The 15,932-nt window shown below is 71.4% G+C and carries 15 protein-coding genes; 8 read left to right on the forward strand and 7 right to left on the reverse strand.

Annotated features, from left to right (window positions below):
- Positions 1-11 precede the first annotated feature (11 nt).
- The 3 genes from IPL89_03650 to IPL89_03660 form a co-directional block, all read right to left on the reverse strand.
- The gene (locus IPL89_03650; protein MBK9062277.1) at positions 12-299 is read right to left on the reverse strand and encodes an HU family DNA-binding protein; all 288 of its coding nucleotides are present in this window, start codon (positions 297-299) and stop codon (positions 12-14) included.
- A gap of 65 nt (positions 300-364) precedes the next feature.
- Positions 365-1,702, reverse strand: a complete 1,338-nt coding sequence (locus IPL89_03655; GenBank protein ID MBK9062278.1) for an rRNA cytosine-C5-methyltransferase — start codon at positions 1,700-1,702, stop codon at positions 365-367.
- On the reverse strand, positions 1,699-2,652 hold the full coding sequence (locus IPL89_03660) for a methionyl-tRNA formyltransferase (GenBank protein MBK9062279.1): 954 nt from the start codon (positions 2,650-2,652) through the stop codon (positions 1,699-1,701). The genes IPL89_03655 and IPL89_03660 overlap by 4 nt, the downstream gene beginning before the upstream one ends.
- A gap of 91 nt (positions 2,653-2,743) precedes the next feature.
- Here IPL89_03660 and IPL89_03665 point away from each other — a divergent pair, with 91 nt between their 5' ends.
- Positions 2,744-3,031, forward strand: a complete 288-nt coding sequence (locus IPL89_03665) for an HU family DNA-binding protein (GenBank protein ID MBK9062280.1) — start codon at positions 2,744-2,746, stop codon at positions 3,029-3,031.
- 48 nt (positions 3,032-3,079) lie between these two features.
- On the opposite strand, the gene IPL89_03670 is transcribed toward IPL89_03665, so the two are convergent.
- The 3 genes from IPL89_03670 to rsmA are packed head-to-tail and all read right to left on the reverse strand — an operon-like array spanning position 3,080 to position 7,191.
- Entirely contained in the window at positions 3,080-5,491 is a 2,412-nt protein-coding gene (locus IPL89_03670; protein ID MBK9062281.1) for a DNA translocase FtsK 4TM domain-containing protein, read from the reverse strand.
- Positions 5,491-6,375 carry an undecaprenyl-diphosphate phosphatase gene (locus IPL89_03675; protein MBK9062282.1) on the reverse strand — a complete coding sequence of 295 codons (885 nt, stop codon included), beginning with the start codon at positions 6,373-6,375 and terminating at the stop codon, positions 5,491-5,493. The genes IPL89_03670 and IPL89_03675 overlap by 1 nt, the downstream gene beginning before the upstream one ends.
- Positions 6,376-6,384: 9 nt before the next feature.
- Positions 6,385-7,191, reverse strand: coding sequence for a ribosomal RNA small subunit methyltransferase A (rsmA, locus tag IPL89_03680; GenBank protein ID MBK9062283.1), 807 nt, complete (start codon positions 7,189-7,191; stop codon positions 6,385-6,387).
- Between the two features lie 72 nt (positions 7,192-7,263).
- Here rsmA and trxA point away from each other — a divergent pair, with 72 nt between their 5' ends.
- Positions 7,264-7,593 carry a thioredoxin gene (trxA, locus tag IPL89_03685; GenBank protein ID MBK9062284.1) on the forward strand — a complete coding sequence of 110 codons (330 nt, stop codon included), beginning with the start codon at positions 7,264-7,266 and terminating at the stop codon, positions 7,591-7,593.
- A 3-nt stretch (positions 7,594-7,596) separates the two neighbouring features.
- Here trxA and IPL89_03690 read toward each other — a convergent pair whose 3' ends face one another.
- Positions 7,597-7,995 (reverse strand): hypothetical protein, encoded by a 399-nt coding sequence (locus IPL89_03690; protein MBK9062285.1) that lies wholly within the window; start codon positions 7,993-7,995, stop codon positions 7,597-7,599.
- 140 nt (positions 7,996-8,135) lie between these two features.
- Here IPL89_03690 and IPL89_03695 point away from each other — a divergent pair, with 140 nt between their 5' ends.
- Genes IPL89_03695 through IPL89_03720 form a run of 6 tightly spaced genes read left to right on the forward strand, consistent with a single transcriptional unit; the run spans position 8,136 to position 15,922 of the window.
- Positions 8,136-9,179 (forward strand): MoxR family ATPase, encoded by a 1,044-nt coding sequence (locus IPL89_03695; protein MBK9062286.1) that lies wholly within the window; start codon positions 8,136-8,138, stop codon positions 9,177-9,179.
- A gap of 15 nt (positions 9,180-9,194) precedes the next feature.
- The gene (locus tag IPL89_03700; protein MBK9062287.1) at positions 9,195-10,079 is read left to right on the forward strand and encodes a DUF58 domain-containing protein; all 885 of its coding nucleotides are present in this window, start codon (positions 9,195-9,197) and stop codon (positions 10,077-10,079) included.
- Positions 10,076-11,104, forward strand: a complete 1,029-nt coding sequence (locus IPL89_03705) for a hypothetical protein (protein ID MBK9062288.1) — start codon at positions 10,076-10,078, stop codon at positions 11,102-11,104. The genes IPL89_03700 and IPL89_03705 overlap by 4 nt, the downstream gene beginning before the upstream one ends.
- Positions 11,101-12,165, forward strand: coding sequence for a VWA domain-containing protein (locus IPL89_03710; GenBank protein ID MBK9062289.1), 1,065 nt, complete (start codon positions 11,101-11,103; stop codon positions 12,163-12,165). Before IPL89_03705 ends, IPL89_03710 begins: the two co-directional genes overlap by 4 nt.
- Positions 12,162-14,090, forward strand: a complete 1,929-nt coding sequence (locus tag IPL89_03715) for a VWA domain-containing protein (GenBank protein MBK9062290.1) — start codon at positions 12,162-12,164, stop codon at positions 14,088-14,090. The genes IPL89_03710 and IPL89_03715 overlap by 4 nt, the downstream gene beginning before the upstream one ends.
- Positions 14,087-15,922, forward strand: coding sequence for a BatD family protein (locus IPL89_03720; protein MBK9062291.1), 1,836 nt, complete (start codon positions 14,087-14,089; stop codon positions 15,920-15,922). Before IPL89_03715 ends, IPL89_03720 begins: the two co-directional genes overlap by 4 nt.
- Positions 15,923-15,932 lie beyond the last annotated feature (10 nt).

Consider the following 15,932-nt stretch of genomic DNA (forward strand, 5'->3'; position numbering starts at 1 on the left):
CGCGGCGGACCCTACTTCCGCTTGCGGTTGAGGAGCTCCTTGAGGTCCTTGCCGGCGCGGAAACGGGCGACCTTGGCCGCGCCGATCCGGATCGCCGCCTTCGTCCGCGGGTTAACGCCCGTGCGGGCTTTGCGGTCGGCCACGTGAAAGACGCCGAGGCCCGGGAGCGCCACGCGCTCGCCCTTCTTGAGGATGCCCGTGATCGCGTTCACGACCGAGTCGAGAGCCGCCGCCGCGTCCTTGCGCGTCAGGCCGGTGTCGTTGGCGATGGCTTCCACGATGTCGGCTTTGCCCGCCATGGGGATCCTCCTGCGTTTCCGGAGACCGAAAATCGCGGGCAATCTAGGGCGCGGGGTTCCCCTTGTCAACGACGCAGGCGCGTCATGAGGATCGCGCTGAACCCGTCGACCGTCGCGCCGGGCAGAACGCGCACGAGGCCGGACGCATCCGTCCGTTCCGCAACGGGCTCCGAAACTCCAGACCCGGGCTTCGCCCGCGCAAAGCCCGGGCGCGCGGCGAGGGCCGCGTCCACGACGTGCTCGTTCTCCTCGGGCTCGAGCGAGCACGTCACGTAGAGGAGCGCGCCCCCCGGCGCGAGGAGCGCGAGGGCCGCGTCGAGCAGGCGGCGCTGGGTCGCGGCGAAGCCCGCGAGGTCCCCCGGGCCGAGGCGCAGCCGGATCTCCGGGTTCTTGCGCAGCGTCCCCGTGCCCGAGCACGGCGCGTCGAGAAGGACGGCGTCGAACCGCTCCCGCGGAAGCGGCGGCACGCCCGCATCCGCCCGCACGACGAGGACTTCGGCCCGGCGGCCCGCGGCCGCGAGGTTCGCGGCGAGCCGCGCGGCGCGCGAGGCCGTGCGCTCGAGGGCGACGACGCGCCGGGCTCGCCCCGAGGCGAGGAGCGCGCGCACCTTTCCGCCGGGCGCCGCCGTGAGGTCCACCGCGATTCGCGCCTCCGGGAGGAGAGCGGCGAGCGCCTGCGCCGCCACGTCGACGACGGCGAGCGCGCCCCCCGTGACGAGCGGGTGCGCCGCCGCGTTGCCCTCCGTCACCGTGAGCGCGAGGGGGGCCCACGGCGATCGCTCCGCCGTCACGCCGTCCGCGGCCAGCGCGGCGAGGATCTCGTCGACGGACCCCGAGCGCGGGTCGGCGAGCAGGTCGGTCGGCGTGTCGACGTCGTCCGCCTCCATCGCCGCGCGCGCGGCCGGCTCCCCGAACGCGGCCACCCATCGCCTCACGAGCCATTCCGGATGCGACGTCTCGAGCGCGAGGCGCGCGAGCGGATCGGCGCCGGCCGGAAGGCGCACCGCGCCGGGCCTCTTCTCGCGCTCTGCGACACGCCGGAGGACGGCGTTCACGAGCCCGGCCGCCTTCGGCGCGAAGACGCGGACCGCCGCCACCGTCTCCCCGACCGCCGCGTGCGCGGGCACGCGGTCCATGAGGAGCAGCTGCGCGACCCCGAGGCGCAGGCCCGCGAGGACCGGCGGGTCGAGCGAGGCGGCGGGCTGCTTGAGGTGCCGCTGGAGCACGTGGTCGAGGCGGATCGCGCCGCGCAGCGTTTTCTTGACGAGCGCGCGCAGGAAGTCGCGGTCCCGCGCGTCCAGTTCCCGGCCGCGGGCGTCGAGAAGCGGCGCGGCGTGCGCGCCCTTGTCGACGCGCAGGAGGATGCCGAGCGCGAGCTCGCGCGCGGAGCGCGGGGCCGTCATCCGCCCCAGATCTCGCCGGCCGTCACCCGCTCGCCGCGGACGAAGTCCGCCGCGGGCAGCGCCTTGCGGCCTTCCACCTGCAGCGTCGCGACCGCAACCGCGCCCTCGCCGCAGGCGACGACGACGCGGGCACCCGCCTCGAGCACCGTACCCGGAGAAGGTCTTTCTGCTCCCTCGCGCGCCCCCGGGCGGCCCACTTCGAGCGAGAGCCTCGCGAGCTTCACGCGCGTATTTCTTCGAGTGGTAAAGAGGCCGGGCCAGGGCGTGAACGCCCGGCTCTTCCGCACGAGCTCCGCTGCCGGCCGAGTCCAGTCCACACGCGCGTCTTCACGCGAGATCTTGGGGCAGTACGTCGCGACCGCGTCGTCCTGAGGAATGGCTGCTCTGCCCTCTTCACCTTCTAAGAAATACAACGTCTCGATGAGCGCATCGGCCCCAAGAAGCGCGAGCCGCGAACCCAGGGAAGCAGAATCTTCCTCATCTCCGATCTCCGTCTGACGCATCGTGTAGACGGGCCCGGTGTCCATGCCCGCCTCCATCCGCATGATGGAAACGCCCGTGATCGGGTCGCCCGCGAGGATCGACGCCTGCACCGGCGAGGCCCCCCGCCAGCGCGGGAGAAGGCTTCCGTGGACGTTCAGGCAGCCGAGCCGAGGCAGGTCGAGCACCCTTTGGGCGAGGATTCTTCCGTAGGCCGCCACGACGAACGCGTCGGCTCGCGCCTCGGCGAGGCGCGCGAACGCGGCGTCGTCCTTCAGCGTGGGAGGCTGGAAAACGAGCATTCCCAGCGACTTCGCGAGAGAAGCGACCGGCGGGTCGGTGATCTCCGCCTTCCTCCCGACGGGCTTCCCGGGCTGCGAGACGACGAGAGCGACGTCGTGCCCGGCGGCCCGGAGAGCCTCGAGCGTCGGGACCGCGAAAGACGGCGAACCGAAAAAAACAATGCGCACGCGCAGAGTGTATAGACACGAAACGCAGTTTTCCCTCTAGAATCCGGGCATTCCCTCGCGGGAACCAAGTTACGAGAAAGGACGGAATCAAATGGCTGGAATGACCAAGTCGCAGATCGCGGAGCACATGGCGGAGAAAACCGGGCTTACGAAGAAGAACGCGGCGCTCTTCCTCGAGGAGCTCGCGGGCCTCGCCTACAAGCAGGCGAAGAACACCTTCACGTTCCCCGGCGTCGGCAAGCTCGTGCTCGTGAACCGGAAGGCCCGCATGGGTCGCAACCCGGCGACGGGCGAGGCGATCAAGATCCCGGCCAAGCGCGTCGTGAAGTTCCGCGTCGCGAAGGCCGCCAAGGACGCGATCCTCGGAGCGAAGAAGTAAGAGACGGAGGAGTTTGGGGAACCCCCGCCTGGGGTTCCCCAGTTCCTGCTACGACCTCCGGTTGCGGTCGATCTCTTCGAAGTAGTCGGTCGGGACCAGGATCTCGCGGCTTCGGCTGCCCCCCGCCGGCGGACCCACGATCCCGTCGCGCTGCATCATGTCGATGAGCTTGCCCGCGCGGGAGAACCCGATCTCGAGCCGCCTCTGCAGGAACGAGATCGACGCCATGCGCTCGCGCACCACGAGCCGGGCCGCCTCGTCGTACATCGGATCGTTGTCGCCTTCGCTGCTGCGCGCGCCCGCGGCCGCCGCCTGCGCCTCGCGGTCGTCCGTCACGCTCGTGTCGTAGATCGGCTTGCCCTGCTTCTTCAGGAAGCGGCAGATCTCCTTCGTCTCGTCCCCGCCGATGAACCCGCCGTGCACGCGCTGCAGGTAGGACGTGCCCGACGCGAGGAACAGCATGTCGCCGGCACCGAGGAGGGCCTCGGCGCCCATCGAGTCCAGGATCGTCCGCGAGTCGATCTTCGTCCGCGTCGTGTAGGAGATGCGGCACGGGAGGTTCGCCTTGATCGTGCCCGTGATGACGTCCACCGACGGCCGCTGCGTCGCGAGGATGAGGTGCACGCCCACCGCACGCGCCTTCTGGGCGAGGCGGGCGACCGATTCCTCGATCTCGCGCGGCGCGGTCATCATGAGGTCCGCGAGCTCGTCGATCACGATCACGATGTACGGCATCGGCGAGATCACGCCCGACTCGTCGGCCTTCAGCTTCTCTCCGAGCTTCTCGCGCACTTCCGCCAGAGCCTTCGGGTCCCGGATCGCCGCGTTGTACTGCTCGATGTTCCTGACGCCGGGCCACTCGGAGAGCAGCTTGTAGCGGCCCTCCATCTCGTCCACGGCCCACTTCAGGGCGTTCGCGGCCTTCTTCGGATCCGTGATGACGGGAACGAGAAGGTGCGGAAGGTCCTCGTAGTCCTTCATGTCGTTCATCTTCGGGTCGACGAAGATGAACTTGACCTCGTCCGGGCGGGCCTTGAAGAGGATCGACGTGATCATGCCGCCCACGCCGACGCTCTTGCCCGCGCCCGTCTGGCCCGCGACGAGAAGGTGCGGCATCCGGGCCAGGTCCGCCACGACCGGCTCGCCCTGGACGTCGATCCCGAGGGCGATCGTGAGGAGCGACGGCGAACGGCGGAACTTCTCGCTCTCGACGACCTCGCGCAGCGCGATGACGTCGCGGTTGCGGTTCGGGACCTCGATCCCGATCGCCGCGCGTCCGGGCATGCGCTCGATCCGGACCTTTTCGGCCGCGAGGGCCAGCGCGAGGTCGTTCTCGAGCGAGGCGACCTGCGACACCTTGACGCCCGGCGAGGGCTTGAACTCGTACGTCGTGACGACGGGCCCCGGCGTGTAGGCGTCCACGACGCCCTCGACGCCGAACTCGAGGCACTTGGCCGCGATGAGCTCCATCGTCTGGCGGTACTCCTCGCGGTCGCGCTCTCGGTCGCGCTTCGGGGCCGCGCGCAGGAGCTTTTCGGGCGGGAACACCCAGCCGGTGGCGTCGCGCGACTTCGGGAACGGGAGAACGCGCTGCGGCACGTCCGGCTTCTTCGCCATCTGCGCGGGCCGCGCGACGGGCCGGGGCGCGGGCTCGTCGGGCGTCGCCTTGCGAATCGAGAATTTTCCGGCGCCCGCTTTCTCCTTCACGCGCAGCGTCGAAACGGACGGGATGTAGACGACCTCGGCCTCCGGCTCCGACGGACGCGCGGGGGGCTTCGCCGTTTCCTCTTTCGCCCTCTCGAGGTGCTTCTTGACGACCTCGCGGCGCTGCTGCTCGCGGCTGGCGAGCTCGCGGCGGCGCTGGCGCTCGAGGACGAAGCCGCGCCACCAGCCCGACGCGCGGACGGAGGCGCCGGAGACTCCCTCGCCGAGCGAGAGGGACGTCGCGAGGAGCAGGCCGATCAGGAACGCCGCGACGAGAAGAATGGCGGCGCCCGGCGGATTCAGCGCGGTGACGAGCGCCGAGCCGAGGAGGTCGCCCACGAAACCGCCCGCGTCGAGGCCGCCGCCGAACGCCTGAGGCTTGCCGAACGCGAGGTGCGCGAGCGGCGCTGCCGTCAGGACGACGATCGCGAGGCCGAGGCCCTTCGTGCCTGCGGCTTCGAGCGGCTTGCCGCGGAAGCGGGACCAGCCGAGCGCGAGGAGCGCGAGCGGCGCGACGAAGGCCGCGAGGCCGAAGAACTGGAGGCTGCCGTCCGCAAACGAAGCGCCGACGCGGCCCGCCCAGTTGCGGGGCCGGATGCCGGAGTCGTTGACGGCCGAGAAGAGCGACGGGTCGTTCGGGTGGTACGAGACGAGGGCCGCGACGAGGAGGAGGCCCGCGGCCGCGAGGAGGATGCCGAGGAACTCGTCGCGGCGGCGCGCGAGCGCGCTCGGCGGCTCAGCGGCGCGGGCGGCCATCAGCGGGTTCCCATCGCGAGCGCCACGACGCTCGCGGGCGGCGTCTCGAGCCGCGCGCCGAATGCAAGCAGCGCAAGACCGAGAACGGCGCAATAGACGGCGAACGGGGTCAAGCGCATCGAAATGACGACCTTCAGCAGGAATCCGACCGCGAAGTACCCGACCACCGCCGAGACGGCCATCCCGACGAGATAGGCCGGAAGCGAAGAGCCGTCGGAGAGCGGCCCCGTGTGATGACGCCAGGCGTGCAGGTTCTCGACGGCCGCGGCGGCGAGAATCGTCGGGATCGAAAGCAGGAACGAGAACTCGGCGGCCGCGCGCCGCGAGAGGCCCGCGAAGAGGCCGACGGAGATCGTGTTCCCCGAGCGGGAAAGCCCGTGGAAAATCGCCGAAAGGGCCTGGCAGGCGCCCACGGCGGACGCATCGCGCGGGCGAATTTCTTCGAGCGTGAGACCGCCCTCTCCGCGGCGACGGCCGACGCGCTGCGCCACCAGCAGCAGCACCGACGTCGCGCACAGGGCGGCCCCCATTCGACGGAATTCCGTCATCCCGGATACGGCGATGCTCTTGAGCGGCATCGCCACCGCGCCCGTGAGCGCGACGGCCAGGAGCAGGAGTCCCGCGAGCTTCCACGCGGCGCGGCGCGCGTCCGGGTCGGACGAAACCAGTCCGGCGAACGTCCGGACGAGTCTCTCGCGGAAGAAGACGACGACCGCTGCGAGCGTGCCGACGTGGAGCAGGACGTCGAAGAGGATGCCCGGCTGCGCGAAACCCGGCAGAAACCGCTGCGCGAGAGCGAGATGGGCGGTCGACGAGACCGGCAGGAACTCGGTCAGACCCTGGACGGCGCCCAGCAGCACCGCCTGGCCCACGGACACGGACATCGACGAATTTTAGCGCACCGGGACGCCCAGGGAGAGGGAAAGCCTCCGGAAAACGTCGAGACCGAGCGTTTCGGCGCGCGCCGTCGGGGGCAGCCCGGCCTCGGCCACGGCGCCCACGGCGCGCTCGCGTCCCCAGAGCGGCGTGAGCGCGTTCACGAGCGTCTTGCGGCGCGAGGTGAAGCCGGCCGAGGCGACCTTCAGCGTCGCGTCGATGCCCGCGCCGGGAAGGCGCGGGACCAGCTCGACGACGCTCGACAGGACCTTCGGCGGCGGCGAGAACTCGCCGCGGCCGACGTCGAAGAGCTTCCTCGCGGACGCGTGGGCGCCCACATCCAGCGTCAGGAACCCGTACGCGTCGCCCCCGGGAGGCGAGACGAGCCGGTCGGCGACTTCCCTCTGGATCATCACGACGAGGCGCGAGAAGAGGTCGGGCCGCCGCACGAACGCGCGGATCATCGGCGTCGCGCTCTCGTAGGGCAGGTTCCCGACGAGCGGCACCGGCGGCGCCGCGCCGATGCGTTCTAGGGCGGCGCCGACGTCCGCGTGCAGCGCGTCCTCCGTCTCGACGAAGAGCGTCCGCTCGGAGTGGTCCGCCGAGAGACGCGCGGCGAGCGGCGGGTCGATCTCGAAGGCGAGGACGCGCACGCCGCGGTCGAGGAGCGGCACCGTGAGCGCCCCGCGCCCCGGACCGATCTCGACGACGGTCTCCCCCTCTCCCGCGCCGAGGGCGTCGAGAATTTTCCGGACCGTTCCCGCGTTGACGAGGAAGTGCTGACCCCAGCGTGGGCGGGGGCGCGCCGCGCTTGACGCTCTCACGACGCTGACCCTACCATCGAATTCCCGTCCGGCCGCCCGGCCGGCGCCACGCCAGAAAGGAACACCAAAGCCATGTCCGGAAACGTCCAGGAGCTCACCGAAAGCTCGTTCGAAACGACCGTCCTCAAGAGCGCGAAGCCCGTCCTCGTGGATTTCTGGGCCGTCTGGTGCGGCCCCTGCCGCCAGGTCGCGCCCATCGTCGAGTCGCTCGCCACGAAATGGGGCGACAAGGTCACCGTGACGAAGCTGAACGTCGATGACGTTCCCTCGGTCGCCGAACGCTACGGGATCATGTCGATCCCGACCCTCATGCTCTTCAAGGGAGGCCAGATCGTCGAGCGCGTCGTCGGCGTGTCGCCGCAGGCCTCGCTCGAGAAGAAGTTCGAGCCGCACCTCAACTGATCGTCAACGCGGGGCCGGCGACGTCTCGTTCGGCCCCGGCATGATCTTCCGCGCGATCGGGCCCTCCGGCGCGTCCACGTAGAGGATCCTGAGGCGCGCGCCGCGATGGGGGCGGGCGGTGATGTCCGTCCCCGAGTCGATCCGGAACGCCCGGCCCGGCTGTCCCACCTCCGACAGCATGATGTAGGCGCCCGCCTCGTACCTCAGGCACGAGCCGGCCGCCTTGCGCAGCTCCGGCGCGGGGGTCGGGGTCGAGGTGGGGACGGCCGTAGGAGTCGGCGTGGGGGCCGGGGTCGGCGTCCCTTTTTTCTTTTTCTTCGTGGCCGCCGAGCCGGGGCCCGCGAGAACGGCCGCGATTGCTAGCGCCACGGCGACGGTGCGCAGAACCGGCGTTCTCCTCATTCTCCCGGAGGATAGCCCGGCATCCGCCTTGCTCACACCCGGGATCGGAGCTCCACGGTGCCGTTCCGGCGCCCGGCCTTAGGCTCGGGCCGGGGCCGGAAGGCGGAGCCAGAAGCCGACGAGAAGGGACACGCGACACGATGACGACGCCGAGCAACACCGCCACGCCGCCCCAGGCCGCCCCGGGCCTCGACCCGGCCGCGCTCACGGAGCGCATCCGCGAGAAGTCGCTCACCGTGGGCGCCCTCCTGACCGAGATCCGCAAGGTGATCGTCGGCCAGAGCGCCCTCGTCGAGCGTCTCGTCATCGGGCTCCTCGCCGACGGCCACCTCCTCCTCGAGGGCGTGCCCGGCCTCGCGAAGACGCTCGCCGTCAAGACGCTCGCGCGCGGACTCGACGCCTCCTTCTCGCGCGTCCAGTTCACGCCCGACCTGCTCCCGGCCGACCTCGTCGGCACGCTCGTCTTCAACCCGAAGACGCAGGAGTTCGTCGCGCGGCGCGGACCGATCTTCGCGAACGTGGTTCTCGCCGACGAGATCAACCGCGCGCCCGCGAAGGTCCAGTCGGCTCTTCTCGAAGCGATGCAGGAACGCCAGGTCACCGTGGGCGACACGACGACGCCCCTGCCCGACCCGTTCCTCGTCCTCGCGACGCAGAACCCGATCGAGCAGGAAGGCACCTATCCGCTGCCCGAGGCGCAGGTCGATCGGTTTCTCATGAAGCTGAAAGTCGGCTATCCGACGAAGGCCGAGGAGCGCCAGATCCTCGAGCGGATGGGAGAGACGACCGAGGCGGCCGCCTCGGCGTCCGTCCGCCCGATTCTCACGCCGGAGGCGATCCGCGAGCTGCGCGTTCTCGTGCGCGGCATCTACGCGGACGAGCGCATCAAGGGCTACCTCGTCGAGCTCGTCGCCGCGACGCGCGAGCCGAAGGCCTACGGCCTCCCCGATCTCGCGGACTTCATCTCGTACGGCGCGTCGCCGCGCGCGACGCTCGCGCTCCTCGGTGCGGCGCGCGGCCGGGCGTTCCTCGCCGGGCGCGGCTACGTCGTCCCCGAGGACGTCAAGGACGTCGCCCCCGACGTCCTGCGCCACCGCGTCCTCCTCTCGTACGAGGCCGAGGCCGAGAACGTGTCCAGCGACCAGGTCGTCAAGCGGATCCTCGAGCGCGTCGAAGTTCCCTGAGGCCGCCGACGCCGCATGCTTCCCCGCGAGATCGTCAAGAAGCTCCACCGCATCCGCATCCGCACGAACCGGCTGGTCGAGGCGGGCGTGGGCGGGGAGTACCACTCCGTGTTCCGCGGGCGCGGGATGGAGTTCTCCGAGGTGCGCGAGTACGTGCCCGGCGACGACGTCAGGACGATCGACTGGAACGTGACGGCGCGAACGGGCGTCCCGCACGTGAAGAAATTCGTCGAGGAGCGCGACCTCACGGTCCTCCTCCTCCTCGACCTCTCGGCCTCGCAGGGCTTCGGCTCGAAGTACCTCACGAAGCGCGAGCTCATGGCCGAGATCGCGGCCCTGCTCTCCTTCGCGGCCGTCAAGAACAACGACCGGGTCGGGGCGCTCCTCTTCACGGACCGCCTCGAGCGCTACCACCTGCCGCGCAAGGGCGTGGACCACGCGCTCGCGATCACGCGCGACGCGCTCTCGCTCGAGCCCGCCGGCACCGGCACCGACATCGCGCTCGCGCTCCGGAGCGCGGCCGGCCTCCTCAAGCAGCGCTCGGTCGTCTTCCTGCTCTCGGACTTCCTCGCGGCCGGCTACGAGAAGGCGATCAAGACGCTCAACAAGCGGCACGACGTCGTCGCGATCCCTGTCTCCGACCCGCGCGAGCGCGAGATCCCGGCCTCGGGGCTCGTGCGCCTGCGCGACGCCGAAACGGGCGAGACGCGCGTCTTCGACGCGTCCGACCCCGCGTTCCGCAAGGCGTGGAGCCTCCGCCCCGCCGAGCTGCCCGAGCCCGCGCCGATCTTCCGCGCCGCGGGCATCGACTCCATCCCGCTTCGCACGGACGCGTCGTACGAGCTTCCTCTCGTGCGCTTCTTCAAGGAGCGCGAGAAACGCAAGGCGGCGGGGCGATGAAGAAATTTCTTCTTGCTCCCGCGCTTGCCGTCCTGCTGCTCGGCGCTGCGAGCAGCCTTCTCGCACAGTCGCCGGTCGAATTTTCTTCGAAGGTGAATGGGGCGACCGCCGTCTCGATCGGCGAGCGCGTCGTCGTGACGTACTCGGCGAAGCTGCCCGCAGGCGCGACGCTCGCGCTCGACTCGCTCGTGACGCCCGCGCCGGAGGAAGGAGCAAGACCTCCCGGCGGCGCGGTGCTCGAGTTCGAGCCTCCCCCCGCACCCACGCTCACGAAGAGCAAGACCGGAGATTTCTTCGAATGGCGACAGGACGTGGCGCTGTTCCCCTTCATGGCGGGAACCGTGCAGGTGCCCGGGCCGCATTACTCATTCAAAGAATCTTCCTCCTCGTCTTCCGGTGCCGACGTGCGCCCGCCCGCCGTCGAGCTGACCGTGGCGTCACGTCTCCCGAAAGACAAGAAGCCCGAGGAGATCACTCCGAAGGCCGACAAGGGAATCCGCATCCCCGCGATCCCCGCAAAGGTCTGGGCCGCGCTCGGCGCCGTCGTCGCGCTCGTGGCCGGGCTCGCCTGGTGGTGGGTTCTGCGCCGCCGGCGCCAGGGTGACCTCGGCGAGCCCGCCGCGCCGCGCGTGCCGCCCGGCGAGGAACTGCGCCGCGAGCTCGACCGTCTCGCCCCCGCCGTCGACACGCTGGGCGGCGACGCGCGCGGCTTCTACTCGGAGCTCACGCACGCCGTGAAGCGCTACCTCGAGCGGACGACAGGCGATCCGGTCCTCGAGTGGACGACGTTCGAGACGATCCGCCGCTTCCGCGAGAAGGGCTTCGACCTGCCTGCCGACGTCGCGCTGCCCGACCTCCTCGCATCCGCCGACCGGGTCAAGTTCGGAAAGGGCGCCGCCACGCGAGACGACGCGCGCGAGGGGCTCGCCCGCGCCCGCCGCCTGCACGACCACGTCGAGGCGCGCGAGGCCGCGCGCCGGGCCGCCGAAGCCGCCGCCGCGAGCGCGAAGGCGAAGGCGTCGTGACGATTCCCGCCGCTCTGCGCGACTTCCTGGCGAGCCACGTGCCGCCGGGGCTCTCGTTCAAGGATCCGCTCTTCCTCCTCCTGCTCGTCCTCGTGCCGGTCGCGATCGCCCTCAAGATCCTGCGCGAGAAGCGCGGGGATGGCGCCCTCGTCGTCTCGACGCTCGCCCCCGTCGCGCGCGTCGTCCCGTCGTGGCGGGTCCGCCTGCGCCACGTGCCGTTCGCGCTCGCGCTCGTCGGCTACGCGGGGCTCGTCGTCTCCCTCGCCCGCCCGCGCCTCGGCCTCGAACGCACGGAGTCGTGGACCGAGGGCGTCGACATCTTCGTCGCGCTCGACGCTTCGGGCTCGATGGCCGCCGAGGACTTCAAGCCGAAAAACCGCTTCCACGTCGCGAAGGCCTGCACGCGCGCGTTCATCGAAGGCCGCCCGAACGACCGCGTCGGCCTTCTCGTCTTCGCCGGACGCTCGCGCACCGTGAGCCCGCTCACGACGGACCGCGTGATGGTCCTCGAGCGTCTCGCGGGCCTCAAGCTCGGCGACCAGGGCGACGGAACGGCGATCGGGCTCGCGCTCGGCAACGCGCTCGCGCGCCTCAAGCCCTCGAAGGCGAAGTCGCGCGTGATCGTCCTCGTGACGGACGGCGGCAACAACGCGGGAGAGATCGACCCGGACACCGCCGCGGGCGTCGCGAAAGCGCTCGGCGTGAGGGTCTACACCGTCGGCGTCGGAACGAACAACGGCCCGGTCGAGATCCCGATCCCGATGAAGGACCCCGAGACGGGCCGAACGGTGGAGCGCCGCATCCGCGCGAACGTGGACGTGGACGAGCCGCTGCTCCAGCGCATCGCGAAGGAGACGGGCGCCCGCTACTTCCGCGCGACCGACTCGCAGGGCCTCGCCGACACGTTCGCGACGATCGACAGGCTCGAGAAAACCGAGATCAAGACGACGCGCTACACGCGCTTTCGCGAGGTCTTCCGCGCGGTCGCGCGCCCCGCGGCCCTCTGCCTCGCGCTCTCGGCGCTCGGCGCGCTCCTTCTCTTCCCGGTGGCGCCCCGATGAACTCCCTTCGCGGCCTCCTCGCCGTCTTCGCGACGCCTTACGCGCTCCTCGCGGGCGCGGGCGCTGCGCTCGTCCTGGGCGTCCTCCTCTTCTGGGCCGCCCGCCGCCGCGCGGCGCGCGCGGCCGCCCTCGTCTCGCCCGAGCTGGCCGCCAAGGCCCGCCTCGCGCCGCCCCCGTCGACGCCCGCGCTCGCGGCCGTCCTCGCGGTCCTCGTCGCGATCTCGCTCGGCGCCGCGTTCGCGCGGCCGCACTGGGGCGACACCCAGGAGCGCGCCGAGCGGCGCGGCGCCGACGTCGTCCTCGTCCTCGACACGTCCGCCTCCATGCGCGCGGCGGACGTCTCGCCGTCGCGGTTCGCGCTCGCCCGCCAGGCCGCGCAGTCGCTCGTCGCGCGTCTCGGCAGCGACCGCGTCGCGCTCGTCTCGTGCGAGGGCGACGCTCAGGCGCTCGTGCCGCTCACGCTCGACGCGGCCGCCGTCGGACTCTTCCTGGACGCCATCGAGCCCGGCATGGGCGCCAAGCCCGGCACGTCGGTCGCGGCGGGCATCGCGGCGGCGGCCGAGCTGTTTCCTCCCGGCGTCGGCGGCGGCCGCCACCTCGTCTTCTTCTCCGACGGCGAGGACCTCGAGGGCGGAGTCGACGCCGCGATCGGCCGCGCGAAGGCGGAAGGGATCACGATCCACGCCGTCTTCGTCGGCGCCACGTCCGGGACGGGAGCGCCCGTGCCCGAGGTGGACGCCGCGGGCCGCACGAGCGGCTACAAGTCCGACGCCGGCGGCCAGCCCGTCCTCTCGAAGCCCGACCCGGAGCTCCTCCGCCGGCTCGCGGCCGGGACGGGCGGGTCGTATACCGCCGTCTCGTCGCTCCGGACCGACCTCGAGGGCGTGGCCCGCCAGATCGACCTCGGCGCGCGCCGGCCCATGTCCGAGGTCCTTCTCACGATGCGGGAGGAGCGCTTCCAGTTTCCGCTCGGCGTCGCGGTGGCGGCGCTCGGGCTCTTGCTGCTCGGAGTCGGAGCCGGAAAGAAGAGAAGATTTCTTAGAAAGGTAAGAGGGGCTGGGGCAGCGGCCACGGCGACCCTGCTCGTGATGGGGGCGGCGCTCCGTGCGGCCGCGCAATCTGCACCCGCCGTGCCCGTTTCCGCCGCGCCGCAACAGGCTGCTCCTTCTCCCTCTTCACCTTCTAAGAGCTCTTCGTCTTCCTCGGACCCTGCCGCTGCAACGTCGGGCTCCCCCGAGGAACCAGCCTCCCTCCCCCTTTCAAAGAAAATCTTCTCTTCTCCCCGCTCCTCCGCTCAGAAGGGGCAGAAAGCCCTCGACGAGAAGAAGACCGACGAGGCGCTGACGCACTTCCAGGAGGAGATCGCCCTCGACCCGAAGGACCCGACCGGCGCGTACAACCTCGGGACCGCGCAGTCGAAAGCAGGGCGGGTGCCCGAGGCGCTTGCGTCGCTCGAGAAGGCGCGAAAGGAAGGGCGCGGCGCGCTCGCGGCGGACGCCGCGTTCAACGAGGGTCAGGCGCTCTTCCGCGAGAAGCAGTACGAGAAGGCCGCCGCGGCCTTCCGGGACGCGCTCCGGCGCCGCCCGAGCGACGCGGACGCCGCGTGGAACTACGAGCTCTGCGTCCGCCGGGCCGAGGAGCAGAAGAAGCAGCAGGAGCAGCAGAAGAGGGACCAGCAGAAGAAGGACGACCAGAAGGACAAGAAGAGTTCGCAGGGCAAGGACGACAAGCAGAAGCAGGACCCGCAGGCGGGCGGCAAGGACGAGGAGAAGCGCCGCCAGGACCGGGACTTCGAGCAGAAGGCGAACATGTCGCGCGAGAAGGCCGAGCAGCTCCTGTCCGCCATCGAGCGCTCGGACCTCGAGGAGCAGAAAAAGAAGATCGCCGAGCAGCGCGGCCGGCGAAAGGTCGCGAGGGACTGGTGAGACGCGCCCTCGCCGCTGCGGCCGCCGTCTCCGCCGCGACGCTTTTCGCGTTCGGCGCGCCGGCGCGCCTCGACGCCGCCGACGACGTGGCCGTGCAGGTGAGCGTGGACAAGGCGCGGCCGTCCGCGGACGAGCTCGTGCACCTCACGTACACGTTCACGGGCGGCGGCCTCTCGGGCACGCTGCGTGTCCCCTCGCCGATCCCGCTCCGGAACCTGTCCGTCGCCGGCGGCCCGTCCCGCTCGGAGCAGGTCTCGTACGTGAACGGCGTTTTCAGCCGGACGCTCTCGATCACGTACGTGCTCCGGCCGCTGGGGCCCGGGCCCGCCGAGATCGGAGAGGCATCGTTCGGGTTCGGCGACAAGACCGTGAAGGCCGCGAGCTACCTCCTCGAGGTCGGAGCGGCGAGGCCCGCGGGCTCCTCGCAGCGCGCGCCGCAGCAGGAGCCCGAGCCGGAAGACCCGCTCTCCCAGTTCTTCCGCCGGCGCGATCCTGCGGGAAGCCCCCGCGCCGAACGCGGCGCCCGCCCGTTCGTCGAATTCCGCGTCACGCCGGACAAGACGACGGCCTACGTCGGCGAGGAGATCACGCTGACGTACGAGCTCCTCACGCAGGCCGACGTCCAGGGGCTCGAGTACATCGAGCCGCCCAAATTTCCGGGGCTCTGGGCCGAGGACCTCGAGAAGCCGGAGCGGCCGGAGGGCCGCCGCGACGTCGTCGACGGCCGCACCGTCATGCGTTTCACGCTCCTCAAGAAGGCCGTATCGGGACTGACGCCGGGCTCCGTGACGGTGCCGGAGGCCAAGATCCGCACGAGCGTCCGCGTCGGCCCCGACCCGTTCGGAGATCCGTTCGGGTTCTTCCCGAGGCCGCAGGTGCTGGACCTCGTCGCGAAGCCCGTCAGCCTGAAGATCCTCGCGGTCCCCGGCCGCCCCGACTTCAAGGGCCCGGTCGGCCGCTTCGAGCTGACGGCGAAGATCGACCGGACGCGCGTCGCAGCCGGCGACGCCGCCACGTTCAAGGTGCGGCTCTCCGGAACGGGAAACCTCCGCACGGCGTCCGAGGCGCCCCGTCTCGAGGTCGCGGGGGCGAAGGTCTACCCTCCGAGCACGAAGACGGACGCGTCGCACCTCGGGCGTACGCAGACCTCGACCGAATGGAGCTGGGTCCTCGTACCCACCGCGATGGGGAGCGTCACCATTCCGCCGGTCTCCGTCGACGTCTTCGATCCCGTCGAGAAGCGCGTCGTGGTCAAGACGACCCAGCCCGTCACGCTCGTCGTGGAAGGCGGGCCCGCGGGGGCGGAGACGTCCTCCGCCGCGGCGTCCACCGCGTCGGCGGAGACGACCCTCCCCGGCGCGCCGGCACCCCCCGTGCCCGCGCCGGCGCCCGAGCCGACGCCCGCGCGCGCGGCGGTGGACATGTCCCGCGGCACCGTCACCGTGCCCCTGTGGGCTCTCGCCGCGATCGCCGGGGCCTCTGTCGCGGCCGCCGGCGTGTTCGTCTTCGCGCACCGGCGGCGCCGGCGCGACGCCTTCCGGCAGGCGCTCGCCCCCGAGCCGGGCGAGACCAAGGAACGGGCCGCGGCCCGCGTGGACCGGGCGCTGCGCGAGGCGCTCGCGCGCCGCCACGGCATCTCCGAGACGCTCGGAGCCTCCGAGCTCCTCGCGGCATTGAAGGACCGGGGCCTCCCGGAGGCCCGCCTCGCCGACGTGAAGGCGCTCCTCGACGACGTGGACTTCCTCCGGTTCGCGCCGCAGCTCGGCGAGTACGACGCGCGAATCCGCGAGGTTCGCGAGCGCGCCGCGCGCGTCCTGCCGCTCGTCGCCTGAGCAGCCTGCG

The organism is Acidobacteriota bacterium (genome assembly GCA_016716715.1).
Lineage (GTDB): Bacteria > Acidobacteriota > Thermoanaerobaculia > UBA5066 > UBA5066 > Fen-183.